Here is a 21,355-nt window from a genome sequence, read left to right as displayed (position 1 = left end):
GTCAGGCCTGCGGGCAGGTGCCCGCGGCCTGGCGCAGCACGTCGGCGGACGCCTGGTCGAGCGGCAACGCGTAGCCGCGCATCACGGCGATGAACTGCATCGCGTACTGGCACGCGAATGCCCCGTTGGATGGCATCCACTGCGCCGGTGGGGAATCGCCTTTGTCCTGGTTGGCCTGCCCCTGCACGGCCAGCAGGTTGCCCGGGTCGTTGGCGAACTTCACCCGCAGCCGCGCGGGCCAGCTCGCGGCGGCCATGTCCCAGGCGTAGGCCAGCGGCACGATGTGGTCGATCTGCACGGCTTCGCCGACCTTGGCGCCGCGCTGGAAGGCGATGACTGCGTTCGTGTAGGGGTCGTGCAGGGTGCCGGTCGCCACCGCGGTGGGGCACCGCTTGGTGGAGACGAAGGTGACGTCGACGAGATCGCGAGCCAGGATGTCGTCGCGGGTGTCACAACCGTTGTGCCCCAACGGCGCATCGTTGTTGTCGTCCCACGCCTCGCCGAACGCCGACCTGCGGTAGTCGAAGCGATGGTTGCGTAGCGGCACCACCGCGACACCCGCGAGCACGTCGATCCCGGGCTGCACGGTCGGGATGTCCGCCCGGGCGGCAAACTCGTCGGCGTGCCTGGTCACCGTCGAGCCGACCGTCTGGTACGCGACCACCAGGGCCAGCCCCGCCACTGCGGCCAGCCACCAAAGCCGCTTGCGGCTCACGACTTATCCAAGTATTCGACGCGATCGTCTGTGACGAAATACGCTGCCAGGGAATCCAATCCGGGGTCTCCCGGCTTTTGGGCGTGTGCGCGGACACAGAATTCCCGGGCCGTCTCGATATAGGCGAGGTGCTTGGCCAGCGACAGCAGCCGCAAGGTGATCGGCCTGCCGGACTGGTTGCGGCCCAATACATCTCCTTCTTTGCGCTCCTCCAGGTCAAGGTCGGCGAGGGCGAATCCGTCCATTGTCGCCGCCACCGCGTTGAGTCTGCGACTGGCCGGTGAGTCCGGCGCCACCCAGCTCACCAGCAGACACAGGCTGGCATGTTCGCCCCGGCCGATCCGCCCGCGCAGTTGGTGCAGTTGGCTGATGCCGAACCGGTCGGCGTCCATGATCAGCATTACGGTGGCGTTGGGGACGTCGACGCCGACCTCGATGACCGTGGTGCACACCAGCACATCGACCTCGCCCGCCCGGAAGGCCGCCATCGCGGCATCCTTCTCGTCGGTCGACAACCGTCCGTGCATCAGTGCCAGCCGCAGCCCGGCCAGTTCCCCGTCGCGCAACCGGTTGAAAAGTCCCTCGGCGGTGGCCGATGGCCTGGTGCCGCCCTCTTCGCCGGCGTTGTCGTTCTCATCGATGCGGGGTGCCACCACGTAGACCTGCCGACCCGTGGCGACTTCCTCGTGGATGCGTTGCCACGCGCGTTCGAGCCAGGCCGGCTTGTCCCCGGCATGGATCACCTGGGTATTGATCGGCTGACGCCCGCGCGGAAGTTCACGCAACGTCAGCGTTTCCAGATCGCCGTAGTAGGTCAGGGCGACGGTGCGCGGAATGGGCGTCGCTGTCATTACCAGCAGGTGCGGCGTGATTCCGGCACGGGCCTTGGCGCGCAAGCGATCTCGCTGTTCGACGCCGAACCGGTGTTGCTCGTCGACAACCACCATGCCCAGGTTCTGGAATTCCACGACGTCTTGCAGCAGCGCGTGGGTTCCGATCACGATGCCGGCCTGTCCGCTGCCGATCTGCGCGCGCACCTGCTTCTTCTGCGCCGCGGACATCGACCCGGTGAGCAACGCCAGGCTGGTCGCGTCGTCGGACCCGCCCAACTGGCCGGCCATCGCCAACGGCCCCAGCACGTCGGTGATCGAGCGCATGTGTTGTGCGGCAAGCACTTCGGTGGGCGCCAGCAGCGCGCACTGATAGCCCGCGTCGACCAGCTGCAGCATGGCCAGCACCGCGACGATGGTCTTGCCCGAGCCCACTTCACCCTGCAGCAGGCGGTTCAGCGGGCGAGTCATGGCCAACCCGTCGGACAGCACATCGAGTACTTCACGCTGACCCGCCGTGAGCTCGAACGGCAACCGGCGCAACAGCTCAGCCGCCAGACCATCGGGCCGAGTCGGGGCCGGTGGCCCCGACTCGGACAGCTCGCCGTGCCTGCGGCACACCAGCGCCCACTGCAATCCGACAGCTTCGTCGAAGGTAAGGCGCTCGCGCGCACGCTCGCGCTCAGCAGGTTCCTCGGCGAGGTGAATGTCGCGCAGTGCCTTGTCCTCGGAAATCAGGCAGTGCTCGGCGCGCAGGTCCGCGGGCAGCGGATCCTCGACCGGATCCAGCATGTTGATGACCTGCCGAACACAGCGGTAGATGTCCCAGCTCTGCAGTTTGGTGCTGGCCGGATAGATCGGGTAGCAGCGGCGCTCGAACTCCGACATCGCAACCTCGCCGCTGACGGCCTGCGACGCGTCGGCGATGTTGCGCAGCGAAGTGGTGCCGCGGTTCTTGCCTGGCGTGTCCATCAGCAGGAACGCCGGGTGGGTCAGCTGCATGGCGCCCTTGTAGTAACCGACCTCGCCGGACAGCATCACCTTGGTGTGCTCGGTGAGGTCCCGTTTGAGGTAGTCCGCGTTGAAGAAGGTGGCGGTCACCTTGCCGCGGCCGCGGCCGAGCGTGATGCGCAGCCATTGCCTCGACTTGCCTTTCGGACCCTTTTGTCGCATCCATCCGGTTGCGGTGGCGGTGATGACGTCGACGATCGTGATGTGCTGGCCCGCTTCCGGGCGCTGGTCCTCGGCGCCGAGCCGGGACGCGCCCTCGACGTAGCTGCGGGGGTAATGCCGAAGTAGTTCGCCGACGGTGCGGATGCCGAACTCCTCGTCGAGGAGTTTGATCGTCTTGTCGGTCAACAGGTAGTCGAGCCGATCGTCGAGCGTGGCCACTACTCCACCCCGATCAGCAGCACGTCACCGCGGTGGCCGGTGCGGTAGACCATCAGCTCGCTGCCCGGATGGCGATCGTGCATGTGGCCGTCCAGGACCGTCTGGATGGCCTGGGCGTCGTCGCCGTCCAGCGCGGCGCCCTCCAGCACCGTCACCAGGTCGCCGCCGGAAGCCAACAGCAGGTCGAGCAGGCCGATCGCCGCCGCCGCGGCGTCCTCGGCCACGATCAGCACCTCGTCGCCGGCGATGCCCAGCCCGTCGCCCGGTTTGCAGGTGCCCGCCCAGGTCAATGCGGTCTCGGTGGCGATCCGCACCGATCCGTGCCGGGCGCCGCCCGCGGCGCGGGCCATTGTGTAGCCGTCGTCGACGGCTTGGCGGCCGGGGTCGTGCACCGCCAGCGCCGCCAGCCCCTGCACCATCGACGCGGTAGGCACCGGGACCACGTCGACTCCCCAGCCGATCGCCGCGGTGCAACCGGCGACCAGCTCCTCGGCGGCGACATACCCGTTGGGCAGCACCATCACCTGGGCGGCGCCGGTGTCCACGACGGCGCGCACCAGTTGGTGGGCGCTGATGCCCACGGCGGCTTCCGGGTCCTGTTCCGGTTCCGGCCGGAGCACGAAGGCGCCTTCACCGGCGAACAGCTCGTCGGCGCCGTCACCGTCGACGACGGCCAGCACCGCGCGGTCGCGGGTCCAGCTGCCGGCGGGCAGGCCGGAGATGCCGGCGCTCAGCGCAGAAACCACGATCCGGCTGGGCCGTCCGGCGGCCAGGCCCGCCTCGATCGCCGCGCCCGCGTCGTCGGTGTGTACGTGTACCGAGTAGCTCTGCTCGGGGGCAGCGGCGATTGCCACCGAATCCCCCAGCTCGCCGAGCCGTTCCCGCAGCGTGTCGGCGGCCTCGGCAGCGCACTCGGCCAGCAGATACATCACCTCGAACTGGGGAGCGGGCCGCCGGGTCGCGGCGTTGACCTGCTGTGACGCCGGCGACGGCTCGTAGACCGGTCGCGCGGGCGCATGGCCGGTGATCGTCGATCGCAGCGCATCGAGCAGGACCAGTAGCCCGCGGCCCCCGGCGTCCACCACACCGGCGTCGGCGAGCACGTCGAGCTGCTCGGGGGTCCGTTCCAGCGCGACCACCGCCGCGTCGCCGGCGTCGATGACAGCGCGGGCCAGCGTCTCGCCGGCGGCGGCGCACTGCTCCACCGCCATCGCGGCCGCGCGCAGCACTGAGACGATGGTCCCTGGCACCTCTTCGCCGCCCATGGACGCGACGATCAGGTCGAGACCGCGCCACAGGGCGGACCCGAAGGTCGCGGCATCGATCACTGTCAGCTGGCCGCCGGATTCGGCGACCACGTTCCCGGTGACGTCGGCGATGCCGAGCAGGATCTGCGACAGGATCACCCCGGAATTCCCGCGGGCGCCCTTGACGGCCCCCGCCGAGAGCGCCGCGGCGACACCGGCGACGTCGGCAACGCCCGCGCCGTCGCCCGAATCGGCTTCGGCGAGCGCCGCACGCATGGTGAACAGCATGTTCGCCCCGGTGTCGGAGTCGGCGACCGGGAAAACGTTCAGCCGGTTGATCTCGTCGATGTGCGTGATCAGGTCGCTGATCACCGTGTGCGCCCAGTCCCGCAGGGCCAGGCCGTCCAGCGGACGATCCGACGTACTCAACCCGACCCCACCTCCTCTGCCGCTCATGGGGTCCCGATTGCGCGCCAGCGTAACCTCGGTCCGCACCGGCACACGAGCCTAGCGACCGGGTGCGACAGTGCGGGTGATCGCGCAGCTCGGCGCGGTGCCGTTTTGGTGGTTGACGACCACAGTCGGTATCCTGGGACAGCCTGGGCTAGCCTGGGCTATTCCGGCTCGTTCGGCAGACCCACCAGGCGTCGCCGGGCCCCAGACAGACTTGAGGAGTTCGAACCATGGCCGCTGTGTGCGATATCTGCGGGAAAGGCCCCGGCTTCGGTAAGTCGGTGTCGCACTCCCACCGCCGCACCAGCCGCCGGTGGAACCCGAACGTCCAGACCGTGCACGCCGTGACCCGTCCCGGCGGCAACAAGCAGCGGCTCAACGTGTGCACTTCGTGCATCAAGGCCGGCAAGGTCACCCGCGGCTGACGTTTCGGAGCCACCTCTGACCGTCTGAGGATTCCGCCGCCAGGCGCAATAATCCTGCTGTGGATACCGCAGCGCACCGACTGTTCGGTCGTGACCGCGAGTCCGCCGAATTGCGGCGCTTCCTGAACGGTGAATACCCGGTCATGATGCTGCGCGGCGACGCCGGCATGGGCAAAACCGCACTCCTCGACGCCTTCGCAGCCATGGCCCGTGCGGCCGGATGGCGCGTTCAGCAGGTTCGGGGCGTGCAGTTCGAGTCGTCGATTCCGCTGACCGGGCTGAGTCAGCTGGTTCTGCCGCATCGCGACCTGGTCGCCGAACTCGGCGGGAATGCGGCCGTTGCCCTAGGGCCAGCTCTTGGCCACGACACCGCCAACCCTCCGTCAACCCTGGCGATGGGAACCACGGCTTGTGGTTGCACGCCGACTCCTGGCAGCCGTGGATGGACCTTTTCGCCCGGCACGGATACGACGTCGTCGCGCCCGGCTGGCCGAACGAACCCGCCACCGTGGCGGAGGCACGTGAGCATCCGGAACGAGTGGCAAACCTCGGCATCGACGCGGTCGTGCAGCATTTCGCGGCAATCGCCGCTGCGCTGCCGGAGCCACCGGTCGTCATCGGGCACTCGTTCGGCGGCCTGATCGCGCAGAAACTGCTCGACCTCGGCTATGCCCGCGCAGCAGTCGCAATCGACCCGGCCCAGATCAAGGGCGTCAAGCCGCTTCCGCTGGCCCAATTGCGTTCCAGCTTCCCGGTTCTCGGCAACCCTGCGAGCAAGAAGCGGGCAGTGTCGTTGACGGCCAAGCAGTTCCGCTACGGTTTCGGCAACGCCATCGACTGGGCCGAGTCCGACGCGCTGTATGACCGCTACACAATCCCGTCCCCGGCCCGGCCGCTGTTCCAAACCGCGTCAGCGAACTTCCACCGGAACTCGCCCGCGAAAGTCAATACCGCCAACGCATCCCGCGGCCCGCTGCTGTTTATCTCCGGACAGCAGGACCACACCGTGCCTGACGTCGTGACCCGCGCCGCATACAAGTTGTACGGCGATTCGACGGCGGTCACCGAACTCAAGCAGTACGCCGACCGCGGCCATTCCCTGGTGGTTGACAACGGCTGGCGCGAGATTGCCGACGACGTGCTGGGCTGGCTCGCGAGGCAGCGAATCGGGTCAGTGAATGACGGGGTTCAGCAGAGTCATTGAACCACTGGTGCGGTGTTCGCTGCGCACCGTCACATGGCGACGTGCCCGGCGTCGACGGGGATCGAGACGCCCGTCACGTAGCGCGCCCCGGGGCTGACCAGCCAGAGCACCGCGGCCGTCACGTCTTGCGCTTCGACCAGCGGCACATCGGGCAACAACGTCTGAGTGACCGCCGGGTTGGGGTTTTCCGTCATGCGGTTGATCACGAAGTCGTTGATGATCATCGGCGTGGCCACCCCGCCGGGGTGGATGGAGTTGACCCGAATCTTGTGCGGCCCGTACGCGTTCGCGGCCGACCGCATCAAACCCACCACCGCGTGCTTGGATGCGGCGTAGGCGAACATCGCCGCGCTGCCGTCGCCGCCGCGCCCGGTCAGCCCCTGCGACGAACTGATCAGCACCACCGAACCGCCCCGGCCCTTGCGGATGATGGACGGCACCGTGGACAGCAGTGTGTGCCACACCCCTTTGAGATTGGTGTCGACAATCGTGTTGAACACCGGTTCGGAATCGGTCTGGGTGTCGCCCATCGCAACCACACCGGCGTTGGCGATGACAATGTCGATCTCACCGAGTTCATCGATCCCGGTCTGCACCCCGGCCTGTAACTGCCCGAGGTCGCGCACGTCGGCGACGACGGGTACGGCCCTGCGTCCGGTCTCTTCGACCAGCCGTACCGTCTTGTCGAGGTTGGCTCGGGTACCCAGCGCGTACGGAATCTCATCGATATCGGCGCAAATATCCACGGCGATGATGTCAGCGCCCTGTTCGGCGAGGGCGATGGCGTGGCTGCGGCCTTGGCCGCGCGCGGCGCCGGTGATCACGGCAACGGCGTCGTCGAGTTCACCCATGAGACGACGACACGGTGAGGTTGCCGGGCCGGTGGAGCGCGCAAGGTAACGTCACGACGATCAGACTAAACCCGAGGTGGCCCCGACATGACCGCTAGCGCAACTGAAATCACCAATCTGATCTACAGCTACGCGCAGTTGCTGGACGGCGGCGACCTCGACGGGGTCGCCCAGCTCTTCGAACACGGCCGCATTTGCGGCGTTCAGGACGGTCCCCCGGAAACCGTCTTCGAAGGGGCCGCTCGGGTGCGGGAGATGTATGAGATGGCCACCCGCATCTACGAGGACGGCACACCCAAGACCAAGCACCTCACCACCAATGTGCAACTCCTCATCGACGAGGACCAGGGCACCGCGCGCAGTACCTCTTATTACTGCGTCACCCAGGCCACGCCCGATTTGCCGTTGCAACTGATCGTCACCGGGCATTACCAGGACACTTTCCACAAGATCGACGGTGTCTGGTGGTTCGACACCCGCACCATGTTCATCGATCAGACCGGTGATCTCAGCCAGCACCTGAAGTTCTGACGCGTGCACAACCCATTCGAGCCGGCGGCCGTGTTGGCGGATGCGCAACGTAAAGAGACACTGGACGATTGGGGGCCGGGTGAGTTCGAAGGCCCGCTGCGGGTGCTGCTGGCCGACTACGCGCGCGCTGACCTGAACGCGGTCGGGGTTCACATTCTGCGGTCGGGGATCGTGCACAGCCTGCGGATGCGGCTGCGCACGCAGGAGTGGATCCGTCGCCACCCAGAGATCCTGGACGAACAGGTCGCACCGCCGATCGTCGTCATCGGGATGATGCGCAGCGGCACCACGCTGCTGCAGCGGCTGCTGGCTGCCGACCCACGGTTCGTCTGCGCGTACGGCTGGGAGGTCGTCGAGGCCGCTCCCCGCCTCGACTATTCGTTCACCGGCGTCGACCCCCGCATCGCCGTCAGCGAGGCACGGGAGGCGAAATCCCGTGAGCTGGCACCGGAATTGTTCGCGATCCATCCGATGTACGCGCGGGAAGCCGAAGAGGAGATCGTCTTCCTGGCCGACGCGTTCCTGTCGCACGTCCCCGAATCGGGCGCAAACGTCCCGCGATACCGGTCCTGGCTGGACACCCAGGATTTCACTCCCGCCTATCGATATCTGCATCGCATGCTGCAATTCCTGCAGTGGCAGAAGCGCCGCCGCGGTGTGCAGGGCCGGCGCTGGGTACTCAAATCACCGGCGCACCTCGGGTATCTGGACTTGTTGCAGGCACAGTTCCCAGGCCTGCACATCGTGCACATGCACCGGGATCCGCGCACCACCGTGGCATCCGGGGCGAGCCTCAACGCGACGTTGCACGCCATGCACGCCGACACCGTCGACCTGCATCGCGTGGGCGTGCAATGGCTGGCGCGGATGGGGTGGACCAACGACCGGGCGATGGCGGTCCGCGACGGCTGGGTCGACGACGCCGCACGCGTCACCGATGTCGGGTTCGACGCGGCGGTCGCGGATCCGATCGGGCAGGTGGCACGGGTGTACGACGCCATCGGGGTGCCGCTCACCGACGAGGCCGAGGCGGCGATGCGACGCTGGCTGGCCGTGCGGCCCCGCGAAGTTGCGCGCCCGCCGTACGCGCTGGCCACCTACGGGCTGCTGCCCGAGCAAATCGACGAACGTTTCTCTCTCTACAACAAGCGTTTTCGCAGCTATACCGAAGGAGCGACCCGTGGTTGACAATCCGGTCTCGACGGCTTCCCAGCGCGAACAGGAACTGGCCGCCCTGGAGCTGATCGAGCATCCCACCGTCAAAGCGGCCTACCGGAGTGTGGCCGAAACTTGGCTGGGCCGGGCGAAGCCGTCGGACGCGATGCGCGAGCGGTTCGACGCCGCCTACGCCGAGGTGATGTTCTCGGCGGCGATGTGGTCATCGAACCAGGACAAGCTGCGACCCAAAGTCACCTGTATCACCCGGTTGGGGCACCCGGTGGCGGGCCGCTCCATTCCCGGATCACGTTGGGGCATCGACAATCCGGACAGCGTCTATCGAGTCATCCCGATCTCCGGCGACGAACGCTACGAGATCCACGGCCGGGTCGGCGAACACCGGATGACCGAGAACTATTTCACCCTGTGGGACGCCCGCATGGGCACGGTCGCCGTACTCAACGGCCGCACCATGGAGGTCGACTCCGACGGCAGTTTCACCATCAGCGTCGACGCCGAACCGGCGGGCGGGCGACCCAATCATGTTCAGACCACTGCCGAGGCACACGAGTTCTACATCCGCGACGTGCTGCTGGACTGGGAACGCGATGACCCGAATTACATTGAAGTGCAACGCCTCGGCGGTCCGCCGGCCACCCCGCCCCGAACACTCGACGAACAGGCCGAGGCGACTGCGGCGATGATGGCGTATTTCGCCGACTTCACCGGCAAGCTCAGCCACGGGGTGTACAAGATGCCGCCCAACCACTTCAACCTGGCCTGGTCGGCCGACAAGGTCGGCGCGATGCGCAACCAGGTCTACGTGATGGGCCGCTTCGACCTCGCTCCGGACGAGGCGTTCGTCGTCGACGTGAACGACGGTGGCGCCGAGTACTTCACCGTGCCCCTGAGCAATATCTGGGGCACCACGCTGGACATCATCGACCGCACCGGCAGCCTGAACAAGGCACAATCGGTGCCCAACGACGACGGCAGCTACACCTACGTGATCGCGCCGGAAGATCCCGGGCTGGCGAATTGGATCGACTCCGACGGGTTGCGCGAAGGCATCCTCACGCTGCGCATGGCCGAGTTCGGCGAAAACGGGCCGCGCGAGGATCTCGGCGCCCGGGGCCGAGTGGTCAAGCGGGACCTTCTCGATGCCGAGGTGCCGTACCTACCGCGGGTGACGGCGCAGCTGCGCGCCAGCCAACTCGCGCAACGCCGCGCGGCATACTTGCGCAGGCTGCCCGAAGGGACGGTCTGAGATGGGGCGCTGGCTGATCACCGGCTGCTCGACCGGCTTCGGTCGCGAAATCGCCCGAGCCGCATTGGGAGCAGGCCACAGCGTGGTGGTCACGGCGCGGCGGGCCGAGACGGTGCGAGCTTTCGCCGACGAATTCGGTGACCGCGCCCTGCCGGTGGCGCTCGATGTCACCGACACCGGCCAGATCACAGCGGCGGTATCCACCGCCGTCGACACGTTCGGCGGCATCGACGTCCTGGTCAACAACGCCGGCCATGGATACCTGTCCGCCGTCGAGGAGGGCGAAGACGCCGAAGTGCGGAAGTTGTTCGACGTCAACTACTTCGGAGCCGTCGACATGATCAAAGCGGTACTGCCGGGCATGCGCGCCCGCGGGTCCGGACGCATCATCAACATGTCGTCGATGACCGGGCTGGTGGCCAACCCGCCAAACGCCTATTACTCATCGACCAAATTCGCGCTCGAAGCCATCACCGAAGCGCTCGCCACCGAGGTGCGACCGCTGGGTATCAAGGTCACCGCCATCGAACCGGGCGCCTTCCGCACCGATTGGGCGACGAGATCGATGAAGGAATCCAGCGGCCCGATCGCCGACTACGCCGACGTCGCCGCCCGCAAAGACCTGATCAAGCAGTTCGCCGATCACCTGCCCGGCGACCCTCGCAAGGTGGCCGAGGCGGTGCTCATGGTGAGCGAACTCGAGGATCCGCCGTTGCGGTTGCTGCTGGGTCGAGACGTGCTGAAGGCCATGCGCGACAAGATCTCCGCGCTGTCGGCGTCGATCGAGGAGTGGAAAGCGGTGACCAAGGACGTGAACTTCCCGAATCCCTAGGATTCCAGGAAGACCGCATGCGCGTCGACCGGGTCGCGCCGCACCCGAATCGTGTTGCCGGGGAAATCCGGGTCGGCGTAACCGACCGCGAGGCCGCACAGAATTCGCATGTCCGAGGCGATGCCGAGTTCCCGGCGCACGATTTCGGGGTAGCCGGCGATCGAGACCTGAACGCAGGTGCTCAGCCCCCGCGCCGTCAGCGCCAGCAACAGCGTCTGGACGAACATGCCGACCCCCATGCTGTCGACGTGGTCGAGATCCTGGTGCATGAATACGACGCCACCCAGCGGCGCGCGGAAGAACTCCCAATTGCGCAGCACCGCCTCGCGCCGCCCGTCCGCGTCGTCCCGGGCGATACCCATCGCGCCGTAGACCTGCGCGCCGAGATCACGGCGCAGGTGCGCGAACGCCGGCGGCAGCTGCGGCACCACCGGCGGCTGGGCGCGGGCCTGCTCGAGCAGCGCCGCCACCAGCCTGTCGCGGGCGGCGCCGGCGACGAAAACGACTTGCCAGGGTTGCACATTCGAGTTCGACGGCGCGCACATCGCCAGCTCCAGCGATTCCTCGACCAGGTGCCGGGGTACCGGTAGAGGCAGGAACATGCGGGTCGATCGGCGCTGCCGGATGGTGTCCTCTAGGTCGTACACCCCTCAATGCTGACAGCCGATACGTCAGTCGCGGACCACGATGACGGTTTTCCCTCCCCGCCGGCCAGGGTTTCCCCGGCTCTCGAACGCTTCCCGACCCCGCTCGAGCGGAAATGTCTGGGCGACTTCGACGTGCAAACCGCCACTGTCCACCAACGCCGCCAGTTCGACGAGCTGCTCTCGCCTGGGGCGCACGATGAAGAAAGTCGCGGTGACCCCGTATTCCTCGGCTTTGCCTTCCGGCGGTGGTGCCACCAGGGCGATCAGTCGTCCACCGCGACGCAACACCCCGTACGACCGGTCCAGGGTTTGACCGCCGATGGTGTCCACAACCACGTCGTACGCCTCGCCCGTCCGGTCGAATTCCGTTGTACGGGTGTCGATCACGTGCCGGGCACCGAAACCGCGGACCAGCTCGGCGACGTCGCTGCGCACGGTCGTGGTGACCTCGGCCCCGAGGCGGGCGGCGAGCTGAACCGCGAAGGCGCCGACTCCCCCGGCCCCGCCGTGCACCAGCACCGCCTCGCCGGAACGCACGGCGCCATGATCGACCAACGCCTGCAGCGCGGTGAGTCCGGCCAACGGCAGCGCTGCCGCCACGGCATGCGACACCGTCGACGGCTTGGCCGCCAGGTCAGCCGCGGGCACCGTGACGAATTCGGCGGCCGCGCCGTCCCGATCGAAGTCGATCAGCCCGTAGACCTCGTCGCCGCGGCGGAAATCGGTGATGCCGGCGGCGGTTTCAGCGACCACACCGGAAACTTCGTGCGAGACGATCGACGGCGTTCGGTCGACACCGTCGCGGGTCCACGTCTCTTCCCAGGTCAACTCGTCGAACGTGATGGCGGCGGCGTGTACCGCGACCAGCACCTCACCGGGCGCCGGGACCGGCACCGGTGCGGGCTCCACCGTCAGCACCTCGGGACCGCCGCGGCGGCCGGCGCGCAGCGCCCTCATCGTCTCGGTCACGGTAGCCTCCAATCGATCGGTTCGGCGCCCACCTCCGTGAGCAGTTGGTTGGCGCGGCTGAATGGCCGCGACCCGAAGAACCCGCGTGATGCCGACAGCGGCGATGGGTGGGGGGATTCGATCGCAACGCACTTGCCTTCTGCCAGCATCGGCTTGAGGGTCGAGGCGTCACGGCCCCACAGGATCGCCACCAGCGGTTGCTGGCGGGCCACCAGGGCACGAATCGCCTGCTCGGTCACCGCTTCCCAGCCTTTGCCCCGGTGCGATGCCGGATTGCTCGGCCGCACGGTGAGCACCCGGTTCAGCAGCAACACGCCGCGTTGCGCCCACGGGGTCAGATCGCCACACGACGGCGGCGGATGTCCCAGGTCGGTGGTGTACTCGTCGAAGATGTTGGACAGGCTGCGGGGCAGCGGGCGCACATCGGGCGCCACCGAGAAACTCAGGCCGACGGCGTGACCGGGGGTGGGGTAGGGATCCTGGCCCACGATCAGCACCCGAACGTTGTCGAATGGGAATGTGAAGGCGCGCAACACGTTCGGTCCGGCGGGCAGGTAGCGGTGGCCCGCCGCGATCTCGGATCGCAGGAACTGGCCCATGGCCGCCACCTGGTCTGCCACCGGCGCCAGCGCCGCGGCCCAGCCCGGATCTACGAGTTCGCTCAACGGGCGCGCCGTCATTGCAGTCCCTGCACCAGCAGCACCACGGCGTCGGCCCCGGCCCGCCGGTCCTTCGAGATCGCCTGATACTCCGGCGATTGCGCCCAACTGCGGAAGGCGGGCTCGTCGGGGAAGGACATCAGCACCACCTTCTCCCGGTCCCACCGGCCCTCCATCACCTGCGGTGCTTCGTCCGCGGCCAGCAAGGTGCCCGGATAGCGCAGGAAAACATCCATGAAGCGGGCCTGGTACCGGTCATAGGCGGCCCGATCGGTGAATTTCAGCTGGGCGATCGCGTAGACGGTCATCGTGGGCAGCCTATCCTTCGAACGACTGCCACCCCGCGTACCCTTCCCACTCCTTTGAATCGACCAGCACCCGTGCGGGTCCATCGACTACCCGGCCGATCACCCGCCAGCCGGGGGGCACCGCACCGGTGAAACACGCAGCCAGCGCATGATCTTCGCCGCCCCCGAGCACCCACGCCCAGGCATCGGCGCCAAGGGCGGCCGCCGCCGCGGCCACCGCGTCGCGGTCGGGCGCCAGCGCCGCGGCGGCCAGATCGATGCCCGCTCCGGATGCCTTGGCGACGTGCCGCAGATCGGAGATCAAGCCGTCGGAGACATCGATCATCGCGACCGCACCCGCCGCGGCGGCCACCGCGCCCTGGCCATAGGGTGGCCGAGGCACCAGATGCCGGTCACGCAATTCCGGGAATTCTTCAATCCCGTTGCGCAGGAGCTCATATCCCGCGGCAGAGCGACCCAACTCCCCCGCGACGGCGACCACCGAGCCGGGGACGGCCCCGGACCGCAGCACCGGTGCCCGGCCCTGCAGATCGCCCAGCACCGTCACCGACACCACCCACTGCGGGCAGCTGACCAAGTCGCCGCCGGCGATTCCGGCACCGACGCGCTCCGCCTCGTCCCACATGCCATCGACCAGTGCACTCGCCTCGGCCGTCGACGTGGCACCGGGTGCGCCGAAGCCCACCACGAACGCGGTCGTCCGCGCACCCATCGCTTCGATGTCGGCGGCGTTCTGCGCGATCGCCTTGCGGCCGACCTGATACGGAGTGGACCAGTCGAGCCGAAAGTGCCGATCCTGCACCAACATGTCGGTCGATACCACGGTCCGGCCATCGGCGGCCGCGATCACCGCACCGTCATCACCGGGACCCAGCGTTACCGTGGCGGGTTGCCGGCGATCCCGGACCAACCGCTCGATCACCGCGAATTCACCGGACTGCTCCAGCGTCGGGGAGTCCCCCGCTGCGTCGTCGCGCACGCCACCTCCTGCCGCGCCGTGCAGCCCCGAAGGGTCCGCCGACCTGCGGTAAGTTGGTCCCTGCCCGTACGGGCGGATCGCGTCAGTGTAAACGTGAGGCAAGGTGGCCAGGTGGGCGGCGACTCCGATACCGGCGGGCCGCCGCGCGCAGCGATGTTCGCCGCGCTGGCACTGGCGGTGGGGACCGTGGTGGCCATTCTGGTGTTCGCCGCCCTGCGCCAGTCACCGCGCGGTCCGGTCGTCATCCCCGGTACGGCCGCGCCGCAGGCCGCCGGTCCGGCCTGCCAGGCGCTGACCGCGGCGTTGCCGCAGCGCCTGGGTGACTTCGAACGTGCGCCGGTTGCCGCCCCTGCGCCGGATGGCGCCAGTGCGTGGCGGTCCGGCGGCGAAAGCGAACCGGTGATTGTGCGTTGCGGTGTCGAGCGACCCGGCGACTTCGTGGTGGGTTCGCCGATCCAGGTCGTCGACCGGGTGCAGTGGTTCGGCGGCGGCGCTCAAACCGGCGGCACGCTCACCTGGTACACCGTGGATCGGCCGGTCTATGTGGCGCTGACGTTGCCCGCGCAATCCGGTTCCGCCCCAATTCAGGACCTGTCCGGCGTCATCGACCGCACCATGGCGGCGGTTCCGATCGATCCGAATCCGGCTCGCTAACGCAGCCCCACGCCGCGGGCCAGTGCGGTCCGAACCATGGTGGCCAACAGTGTCGGGTAGTCGACTCCGCTGGCCGCCCACATCCGTGGATACATGGAGATTGTGGTAAATCCCGGCATCGTGTTGATCTCATTGATCACCGGTCCGCGGTCGGTGAGGAAAAAGTCGACCCGGGCCAGGCCCTGACAGGAGATGGCCTCGAATGCGCGAATCGCCAATTGCCGCAACGTGATCGCTACGTCATCGTCGACCTTGGCCGGCACATCCAGTTCGGCCACGTCATCGAGATACTTGGTGGCGAAGTCGTAGAAACCGTCTTCGCGTCCGCGCACCCCGACCACCCGGATCTCGCCCAGCGTGCTGGCTTCGATTGAGCCGTCCGGCATTTCAAGGACGCCGCATTCCAGCTCCCGGCCGTTGATGGCCGCCTCGATGATCACCTTGGGGTCGTGCCGGCGGGCCTCGGCGACCGCGACGTCCAGTCGGTCCCAGCTGGCCACCCGGCTGACACCGATCGATGAGCCGCCCCGAGCCGGTTTGACGAAGACCGGCAAACCCAACCGCTCGCGCTCCTCGGGGTGCAGGGTCGCTTGCGACGGACGCAGCACGGCGTACGCACCGACCGGCAGCCCCTCGGCGACGAGCAGCTTCTTGGTGAATTCCTTGTCCATGCCGGCGGCGCTGGCCAGCACGCCGGCACCCACATACGGGACACCGGCGAGTTCCAGCAGGCCCTGAATGGTGCCGTCCTCGCCGTAGGGTCCGTGCAGCACGGGGAACACCACATCGACGGAGGCCAGAACCTCGCCCGCCCCGGGCGCCAGTGACACCAACTGGCCGCCGCGCTGCGGGTCGGCCGGCAGCGCCAGTTCGGTGCCGGATGCGGAGGTCACCCGGGGCAGTTGCCGGTCGGCGATGGCCAGCGCATCCGGATCGCCGTCGGTGAGGACCCACGAACCCTCCGGGGTGATGCCGATCGCTAGGACTTCGAACTGCTGCGGGTCGAGATTGCGCAGAATGCTGCCCGCCGACACGCACGATATGGCGTGCTCGTTGCTGCGACCGCCGAAAACAACGGCGACGCGCACACGATTGCTGGCAGTCACAACTTCAAGAGGCTACCGGGTAGCCGGGTGCCTATTCCGGCTTGGTGCTGCGGCCCAGCAGCAACGCGATCGCCTCGTTCACCGAAAGCCCCTTGTGACAGACCCGGTGCACGGCGTCGGTGAGGGGCATTTCCACGTCGTAGCTCGACGCCAGGGCCAGCACGGATTCGCAAGAAGTGACGCCCTCGACCACGTGACCGTCCTTGCCGTGCAGTGCGGTCTGCATGCTGTCACCGCGGCCCAGGCGCTCGCCCAGCGAGCGGTTGCGCGAATACGGCGACGTGCACGTCGCAACCAGGTCGCCGACCCCCGCCAGACCCGCCAGCGTGGCGCCCTTGGCGCCCAGTGCCAGCCCCAACCGCATGATCTCGGCCAGGCCCCGGGTGATGATGGCGGCGGCGGTGTTCTCGCCCAGTCCCACACCAACCGCCATCCCACAGGCGAGCGCGATCACGTTCTTGCAGGCCCCGCCGATCTCGGTGCCCACCACGTCGGCGTTGGTGTAGGGACGAAAATATCCGCTGTTCAGGAAGCGTTGCAGCGCCACCGCGCGGCCTGAGTCGCTGCACGCGATGACGGTGGCGGCGGGCTGGGACTGCGCGATCTCGCTGGCCAGGTTGGGCCCGGAGATCACCGCAACCTGGGACGGGTCTACCCCGGTGACCGACACGATCACCTGGCTCATGCGCATCAGCGTGCCGAGCTCGATGCCCTTGGCCAGGCTGACCAGCGTGGCGCCGTCGTCCCACAGGCCGTTCCACTGCTCGAGATTTGCTCGCAGTGTCTGAGCCGGCACACCCAGCAGCACCGTGGTGGTACCGGACAGTGCCTCCTCCGCGTCGGAAGTGGCGTGAATGCCGGGAGGCAGCAATGTGCCCGGCAGGTAGTCGGAGTTGTACCGGGTGGTGTTGATCTGCTTGGCGACATCCGAGCGGCGGGCCCACAACGTGACCTCACCGCCGGCGTCGGCGAGAACCTTGGCCAGGACCGTGCCCCACGCACCGGCGCCCATCACCGCGACCGTTCCCGTGCTCGCCATTCACCATCCCCACTATCTCGCCTGTGCCACCTGCAGCCGCTAAACAGTAGTCCCACGGACCCGCCGTCGTCACGCTTCGCGGACGGCTCTCGGACGGCGCGCCGCGCGGCGCTGGCAGGATGACCTTCATGAGCTCGGGGCGCGCCGCCGACGTCGGTTTGATAATCGCCGTCAAGCGGTTGGCGGCCGCCAAGACCAGGCTGGCGCCCGTGTTCTCGGCACCGACCCGCGAAAGCGTGGTGCTGGCCATGCTGGTGGACACGCTGACCGCAGCCGCGGGCGTGAGTTCGCTGCGTTCGATCACCGTGATCACCCCCGACGAGGCGGCAGCCGCCGCGGCGGCAGATCTCGGAGCCCACGTCCTCGGTGACCCAACCAGCCCGGATGATCCCGACCCATTGAACAGCGCCATCGCCGTTGCGGAGCGGTCGATGGCCGACGAAGTCGTCAATCTTGTTGTGCTGCAAGGTGATCTGCCGGCACTGCAAACACAGGAACTCGCTGAGGCGATCTCGGCGGCGCGGCACTACCAGCGCAGCTTCGTCGCCGACCGGTTGGGCACCGGAACAGCCGCGCTGTGCGCGTTCGGAGCACCGCTGGGACCGCAGTTCGGGCCGGATTCCTGCGCGCGGCACCGTCGTTCGGGCGCCATCGAACTCACCGGCGCCTGGCCGGGCCTTCGTTGCGATGTCGACACGCCCGCCGACTTGGCCGCCGCCCGTCAGCTCGGGGTTGGTGCCGCGACCGCGCGGGCCCTCGCCCACCGCTGACACCCTAGGCGGTAGTACGTGCGGTGAACGGCCGCCCAACAGCTACTGATGTCGGTCTACTGGTGGCAGCAACACCGGTCGATAGGCCATGATCGCAGGGTGACCGACATCGAAGCCAGCCCCGAGGCGCACGCGCGCCAGGATGAGAACACATGGCACCCAGACGACTCGGCACCCGCTGCGCCGCCCGCGGCGACCCCGGCCGCGATCAGCGACGCCCTGCCCGACGACCGGTACCTCAATCGCGAATTGAGCTGGCTCGACTTCAACGCTCGCGTGCTCGCGCTGGCCGCTGACAATTCGATGCCACTGTTGGAGCGGGCGAAGTTCCTGGCGATCTTCGCCTCGAATCTCGATGAGTTCTACATGGTTCGGGTCGCCGGCCTCAAGCGCCGCGACCAGATGGGCTTGTCGGTACGTTCGGCCGACGGTTTGACGCCACGCGAACAACTGCGCCGAATCGGCGAACAGACCCAACAGATCGCGAGCCGGCATGCCCGGGTGTTCCTGGATCTGGTGTTGCCGGCCCTGGAAGAAGAAGGCATCCACATCCTCACGTGGGCCGATCTGGGCGAGGCCGAACGCGAGCATCTGTCGACCTATTTCAACGAACAGGTCTTCCCCGTCCTGACGCCGCTGGCCGTCGACCCAGCGCACCCGTTCCCCTTCGTCAGCGGGCTGAGTCTGAACCTGGCCATCACCGTCAAGCAGCCCGAGGACGGCACCCAGCATTTCGCCAGGGTCAAGGTGCCCGACAACGTCGACCGGTTCGTGGAACTCGAAAGCCAGGGCGGCGGTGAGGACGACGCACGGGTGGTGGTCCGGTTCCTGCCGATGGAAGAGTTGATCGCGGCGTTCCTTCCGGTGCTCTTTCCGGGCATGGAAATCGTGGAACACCACGCGTTCCGCATTACTCGCAACGCGGATTTCGAGGTGGAAGAAGATCGCGACGAGGACCTCTTGCAGGCCCTGGAGCGAGAACTGGCGCGACGGCGGTTCGGTTCGCCGGTGCGGCTCGAGGTCGCCAATGACATGACCGAAAGCATGCTCGAGCTGTTGTTGCGCGAGCTCGATGTGCATCCCGGCGATGTCATCGAAGTGCCTGGGCTGCTGGACCTGTCGTCGTTGTGGCAGATCTACGACCTGGACCGGCCAGGCCTGAAGGACCGGGCGTTCGTGCCGGCCACCCATCCCGCGTTCGCCGACCGGGAGACACCCAAGAGCATTTTCGCAACGCTGCGCGAGGGTGACGTGCTGGTGCACCATCCCTATGACTCGTTCTCCACCAGCGTGCAGCGCTTCATCGAGCAAGCCGCCGCCGACCCGAATGTGTTGGCCATCAAGCAGACGCTGTACCGCACCTCGGGTGACTCGCCGATCGTGCGGGCACTGATCGACGCCGCCGAAGCGGGTAAGCAGGTGGTGGCGATGGTGGAGATCAAGGCCCGCTTCGACGAACAGGCCAATATCCGCTGGGCCAGAACACTGGAGCAGGCGGGCGTGCACGTGGTGTACGGGTTCGTCGGCCTCAAAACCCATTGCAAGACCTGCCTTGTGGTGCGCCGCGAAGGCCCCATCATCCGCCGGTACTGCCATGTGGGTACCGGCAACTACAACGGCAAGACGGCAAGGCTCTACGAAGATGTCGGACTGCTGACCGCCGACCCGAACATCGGCGCCGACCTCACCGATCTGTTCAACACGCTCACCGGCTACTCGCGCAAGCTGACCTACCGCAACCTCTTGGTGGCGCCGCACGGGATTCGCACCGGGATCATCGAGCGCGTCGAACGCGAGGTCGAAGCGCACCGCCGCGGCAACGACGGCCAAATCCGGTTGAAGATGAACGCACTTGTGGATGAGCAGGTTATCGACGCGCTCTACCGGGCCTCGCAAGCCGGTGTGCGGGTGGAGGTGGTGGTGCGGGGTATCTGTGCGCTGCGTCCGGGCGCCGAAGGCATCTCCGAAAACATTTTCGTGCGCTCCATTCTCGGCCGTTTCCTGGAACACTCCCGAATCCTGCATTTCAAAGCCATCGACGAATTCTGGATCGGCAGCGCCGACATGATGCACCGCAATCTCGACCGGCGTGTCGAGGTCATGGTGCAAGTCAAGGATCCGCGGTTGACCGCACAGCTGGACGATCTCTTCGAGTCGGCGCTGGACCCGGCCACCCGGTGCTGGGAGCTCGGGCCCGACGGACAGTGGAGCGCCTCGCCGCGGGAGGGGGAACGCGTGCGCGACCATCAGGTTTCGTTGATGGAGCGACACCGCAGTCCGTGACCCGTGTCCTGTCCCGGCCGAATTGACCTGCAGGAGTAGAGGTGTCGATCGAAGAATCGTCGGGACGTCGACGCGGGGAAGGCCGGACCGTCTATGCCGCCGGTGCGGTGTTGTGGCGACCTGGCGCCGGCAAGTCAGCCAAGTCGGTCGAGGTCGCCGTCATTCACCGGCCGCGCTATGACGACTGGTCGCTGCCAAAAGGCAAACTCGACCCCGGCGAGACCGCACCGGTTGCCGCCGTACGCGAGGTGCTCGAGGAGACCGGCCAGCACAGTCGCCTGGGCCGGTGCCTCACCACCATCACCTACAAAATCGACCAGGGCGTCAAGAAGGTGCATTACTGGGCGGCGGCCAGCACCGGCGGTCTGTTCACGCCCGGCGACGAGGTCGACGAGTTGCTCTGGCTACCAGTGGCCGACGCCATGAAAAAGCTCGATTACCCGCAGGACCGAAAGGTCTTGCGGCGGTTCACCAAGCAACCGGCCGACACCAAGACGGTGTTGGTCGTGCGGCACGGTACCGCCGGCAGCAAATCTCGCTTCCGCGGTGACGACACCAAGCGACCCCTGGACAAGAAGGGACGCGCCCAAGCCGAGGCGCTGGTTCCCCAGCTGTTGGCGTTCGGTGCCACCGAGGTGTACTCAGCTGACCGGGTACGGTGCTATCAGACGGTGGAACCGCTGGCCGCGGAACTGGATGTCGAGATCCACTCCGAGCCGCATTTGACCGAAGAGGCCTACGCCAAGAATCCCAAGCGCGGCCGGCAGCGAGTGTTGCAGATCGCCCGGCGGGCGGGCACACCCGTGATCTGTACGCAAGGCAAGGTGATTCCCGATCTGATCGCCTGGTGGTGCGAGCGCGACGGCGTGCGCCCCGACAAGTCGCGCAACCTCAAGGGCAGCACCTGGGTGCTCTCACTGTCCGACGGGCGGCTGATCGCCGCCGATCACATCGGCGGGCCGCTCGCGGCGAACGTTAGGGCCTGACAACGCAAATACCCTCCGGAAGGCATTGCTGCCAACCGAAGGGTATTCGC

At 67.5% G+C, this 21,355-nt stretch carries 21 protein-coding genes and 1 pseudogene; 11 read left to right on the top strand and 11 right to left on the bottom strand.

Annotated features, from left to right (window positions below; genetic code table 11):
* Position 1 precedes the first annotated feature (1 nt).
* From A5645_RS09190 to A5645_RS09180, 3 genes are read right to left on the bottom strand one after another with little or no spacing between them, the layout of a single operon-like run.
* Entirely contained in the window at positions 2-715 is a 714-nt protein-coding gene (locus A5645_RS09190; protein ID WP_065037854.1) for an HNH endonuclease family protein, read from the bottom strand.
* Entirely contained in the window at positions 712-2,937 is a 2,226-nt protein-coding gene (gene recG / locus A5645_RS09185; RefSeq protein WP_065129303.1) for an ATP-dependent DNA helicase RecG, read from the bottom strand. Before recG ends, A5645_RS09190 begins: the two co-directional genes overlap by 4 nt.
* On the bottom strand, positions 2,937-4,640 hold the full coding sequence (locus A5645_RS09180) for a DAK2 domain-containing protein (protein WP_065037880.1): 1,704 nt from the start codon (positions 4,638-4,640) through the stop codon (positions 2,937-2,939). The genes recG and A5645_RS09180 overlap by 1 nt, the downstream gene beginning before the upstream one ends.
* A 227-nt stretch (positions 4,641-4,867) precedes the next feature.
* On the opposite strand from A5645_RS09180, the gene rpmB reads away from it, so the two are divergent.
* From rpmB to A5645_RS09170, 3 genes and pseudogenes are all read left to right on the top strand, one after another.
* Positions 4,868-5,062, top strand: a complete 195-nt coding sequence (gene rpmB, locus A5645_RS09175; RefSeq protein WP_036354526.1) for a 50S ribosomal protein L28 — start codon at positions 4,868-4,870, stop codon at positions 5,060-5,062.
* Positions 5,063-5,121: 59 nt separating this feature from the next.
* A pseudogene (locus tag A5645_RS29250) lies at positions 5,122-5,406 on the top strand (ATP-binding protein); the annotation flags it as partial.
* A gap of 65 nt (positions 5,407-5,471) precedes the next feature.
* Positions 5,472-6,266: an alpha/beta hydrolase gene (locus tag A5645_RS09170; protein ID WP_065129302.1), complete on the top strand. Its 795-nt coding sequence runs from the start codon at positions 5,472-5,474 to the stop codon at positions 6,264-6,266.
* Positions 6,267-6,295: 29 nt separating this feature from the next.
* On the opposite strand, the gene A5645_RS09165 is transcribed toward A5645_RS09170, so the two are convergent.
* The gene (locus A5645_RS09165; protein WP_065129301.1) at positions 6,296-7,117 is read right to left on the bottom strand and encodes a mycofactocin-coupled SDR family oxidoreductase; all 822 of its coding nucleotides are present in this window, start codon (positions 7,115-7,117) and stop codon (positions 6,296-6,298) included.
* A gap of 87 nt (positions 7,118-7,204) precedes the next feature.
* Between A5645_RS09165 and A5645_RS09160 the strand changes: the two genes are divergently transcribed.
* The 4 genes from A5645_RS09160 to A5645_RS09145 are packed head-to-tail and all read left to right on the top strand — an operon-like array spanning position 7,205 to position 10,905.
* On the top strand, positions 7,205-7,648 hold the full coding sequence (locus A5645_RS09160) for a nuclear transport factor 2 family protein (protein WP_065037857.1): 444 nt from the start codon (positions 7,205-7,207) through the stop codon (positions 7,646-7,648).
* Between the two features lie 3 nt (positions 7,649-7,651).
* On the top strand, positions 7,652-8,836 hold the full coding sequence (locus A5645_RS09155; protein ID WP_065129300.1) for a sulfotransferase family protein: 1,185 nt from the start codon (positions 7,652-7,654) through the stop codon (positions 8,834-8,836).
* Positions 8,829-10,073 carry a DUF1214 domain-containing protein gene (locus A5645_RS09150; RefSeq protein WP_065129299.1) on the top strand — a complete coding sequence of 415 codons (1,245 nt, stop codon included), beginning with the start codon at positions 8,829-8,831 and terminating at the stop codon, positions 10,071-10,073. The genes A5645_RS09155 and A5645_RS09150 overlap by 8 nt, the downstream gene beginning before the upstream one ends.
* 1 nt (position 10,074) lies before the next feature.
* Entirely contained in the window at positions 10,075-10,905 is an 831-nt protein-coding gene (locus tag A5645_RS09145) for an oxidoreductase (RefSeq protein WP_065129298.1), read from the top strand.
* Here A5645_RS09145 and A5645_RS09140 read toward each other — a convergent pair.
* From A5645_RS09140 to A5645_RS09120, 5 genes are read right to left on the bottom strand one after another with little or no spacing between them, the layout of a single operon-like run.
* The gene (locus A5645_RS09140; RefSeq protein WP_081288245.1) at positions 10,902-11,552 is read right to left on the bottom strand and encodes a nitroreductase; all 651 of its coding nucleotides are present in this window, start codon (positions 11,550-11,552) and stop codon (positions 10,902-10,904) included. The two genes, A5645_RS09145 and A5645_RS09140, sit on opposite strands and share 4 nt — an antisense overlap.
* 24 nt (positions 11,553-11,576) lie before the next feature.
* A complete protein-coding gene (locus tag A5645_RS09135; RefSeq protein WP_065129373.1) occupies positions 11,577-12,509 on the bottom strand; it encodes an NADP-dependent oxidoreductase in 933 nt (310 codons plus the stop codon).
* Between the two features lie 8 nt (positions 12,510-12,517).
* The gene (locus A5645_RS09130) at positions 12,518-13,201 is read right to left on the bottom strand and encodes a uracil-DNA glycosylase (RefSeq protein WP_065037861.1); all 684 of its coding nucleotides are present in this window, start codon (positions 13,199-13,201) and stop codon (positions 12,518-12,520) included.
* Positions 13,198-13,488 carry a DUF1330 domain-containing protein gene (locus A5645_RS09125; RefSeq protein ID WP_065037862.1) on the bottom strand — a complete coding sequence of 97 codons (291 nt, stop codon included), beginning with the start codon at positions 13,486-13,488 and terminating at the stop codon, positions 13,198-13,200. The genes A5645_RS09130 and A5645_RS09125 overlap by 4 nt, the downstream gene beginning before the upstream one ends.
* Before the next feature lie 10 nt (positions 13,489-13,498).
* Positions 13,499-14,467, bottom strand: coding sequence for a thiamine-phosphate kinase (locus A5645_RS09120; RefSeq protein WP_065129297.1), 969 nt, complete (start codon positions 14,465-14,467; stop codon positions 13,499-13,501).
* Positions 14,468-14,620: 153 nt separating this feature from the next.
* On the opposite strand from A5645_RS09120, the gene A5645_RS09115 reads away from it, so the two are divergent.
* Positions 14,621-15,121, top strand: coding sequence for a DUF3515 domain-containing protein (locus tag A5645_RS09115; protein ID WP_065129372.1), 501 nt, complete (start codon positions 14,621-14,623; stop codon positions 15,119-15,121).
* Here A5645_RS09115 and A5645_RS09110 read toward each other — a convergent pair.
* Positions 15,118-16,227, bottom strand: coding sequence for a D-alanine--D-alanine ligase family protein (locus A5645_RS09110; protein WP_065037865.1), 1,110 nt, complete (start codon positions 16,225-16,227; stop codon positions 15,118-15,120). The genes A5645_RS09115 and A5645_RS09110 overlap by 4 nt on opposite strands.
* Before the next feature lie 31 nt (positions 16,228-16,258).
* The gene (locus tag A5645_RS09105) at positions 16,259-17,266 is read right to left on the bottom strand and encodes an NAD(P)H-dependent glycerol-3-phosphate dehydrogenase (RefSeq protein ID WP_065037866.1); all 1,008 of its coding nucleotides are present in this window, start codon (positions 17,264-17,266) and stop codon (positions 16,259-16,261) included.
* Between the two features lie 128 nt (positions 17,267-17,394).
* Here A5645_RS09105 and cofC point away from each other — a divergent pair, with 128 nt between their 5' ends.
* The 3 genes from cofC to mutT1 are packed head-to-tail and all read left to right on the top strand — an operon-like array spanning position 17,395 to position 21,305.
* Entirely contained in the window at positions 17,395-18,036 is a 642-nt protein-coding gene (gene cofC / locus A5645_RS09100) for a 2-phospho-L-lactate guanylyltransferase (RefSeq protein ID WP_155767925.1), read from the top strand.
* A 48-nt stretch (positions 18,037-18,084) separates the two neighbouring features.
* On the top strand, positions 18,085-20,319 hold the full coding sequence (locus A5645_RS09095) for an RNA degradosome polyphosphate kinase (protein ID WP_065129296.1): 2,235 nt from the start codon (positions 18,085-18,087) through the stop codon (positions 20,317-20,319).
* A 41-nt stretch (positions 20,320-20,360) separates the two neighbouring features.
* Positions 20,361-21,305 carry an 8-oxo-(d)GTP phosphatase MutT1 gene (mutT1, locus tag A5645_RS09090; RefSeq protein WP_065129295.1) on the top strand — a complete coding sequence of 315 codons (945 nt, stop codon included), beginning with the start codon at positions 20,361-20,363 and terminating at the stop codon, positions 21,303-21,305.
* Positions 21,306-21,355: the final 50 nt, after the last annotated feature.

It is taken from the genome of Mycobacterium asiaticum (assembly GCF_001673635.1).
Taxonomy (GTDB): Bacteria; Actinomycetota; Actinomycetes; order Mycobacteriales; family Mycobacteriaceae; genus Mycobacterium; species Mycobacterium asiaticum_C.
The sequence above is the reverse complement of the archived record's forward strand: the minus strand, read 5'-3'. Positions and strand labels throughout refer to the sequence as shown.

Excerpts from the sequence above, each read along its gene's own strand:
- A5645_RS09180 (WP_065037880.1), bottom strand. The coding sequence starts at position 4,640 with ATGAGCGGCAGAGGAGGTGGGGTCGGGTTGAGTACGTCGGATCGTCCG.
- rpmB (WP_036354526.1), top strand. The coding sequence starts at position 4,868 with ATGGCCGCTGTGTGCGATATCTGCGGGAAAGGCCCCGGCTTCGGTAAG.
- A5645_RS09165 (WP_065129301.1), bottom strand. The coding sequence starts at position 7,117 with ATGGGTGAACTCGACGACGCCGTTGCCGTGATCACCGGCGCCGCGCGC.
- A5645_RS09160 (WP_065037857.1), top strand. The coding sequence starts at position 7,205 with ATGACCGCTAGCGCAACTGAAATCACCAATCTGATCTACAGCTACGCG.
- A5645_RS09145 (WP_065129298.1), top strand. The coding sequence starts at position 10,075 with ATGGGGCGCTGGCTGATCACCGGCTGCTCGACCGGCTTCGGTCGCGAA.
- A5645_RS09135 (WP_065129373.1), bottom strand. The coding sequence starts at position 12,509 with ATGAGGGCGCTGCGCGCCGGCCGCCGCGGCGGTCCCGAGGTGCTGACG.
- A5645_RS09130 (WP_065037861.1), bottom strand. The coding sequence starts at position 13,201 with ATGACGGCGCGCCCGTTGAGCGAACTCGTAGATCCGGGCTGGGCCGCG.
- A5645_RS09125 (WP_065037862.1), bottom strand. The coding sequence starts at position 13,488 with ATGACCGTCTACGCGATCGCCCAGCTGAAATTCACCGATCGGGCCGCC.
- A5645_RS09115 (WP_065129372.1), top strand. The coding sequence starts at position 14,621 with ATGTTCGCCGCGCTGGCACTGGCGGTGGGGACCGTGGTGGCCATTCTG.
- A5645_RS09105 (WP_065037866.1), bottom strand. The coding sequence starts at position 17,266 with ATGGCGAGCACGGGAACGGTCGCGGTGATGGGCGCCGGTGCGTGGGGC.
- cofC (WP_155767925.1), top strand. The coding sequence starts at position 17,395 with ATGAGCTCGGGGCGCGCCGCCGACGTCGGTTTGATAATCGCCGTCAAG.
- A5645_RS09095 (WP_065129296.1), top strand. The coding sequence starts at position 18,085 with ATGTCGGTCTACTGGTGGCAGCAACACCGGTCGATAGGCCATGATCGC.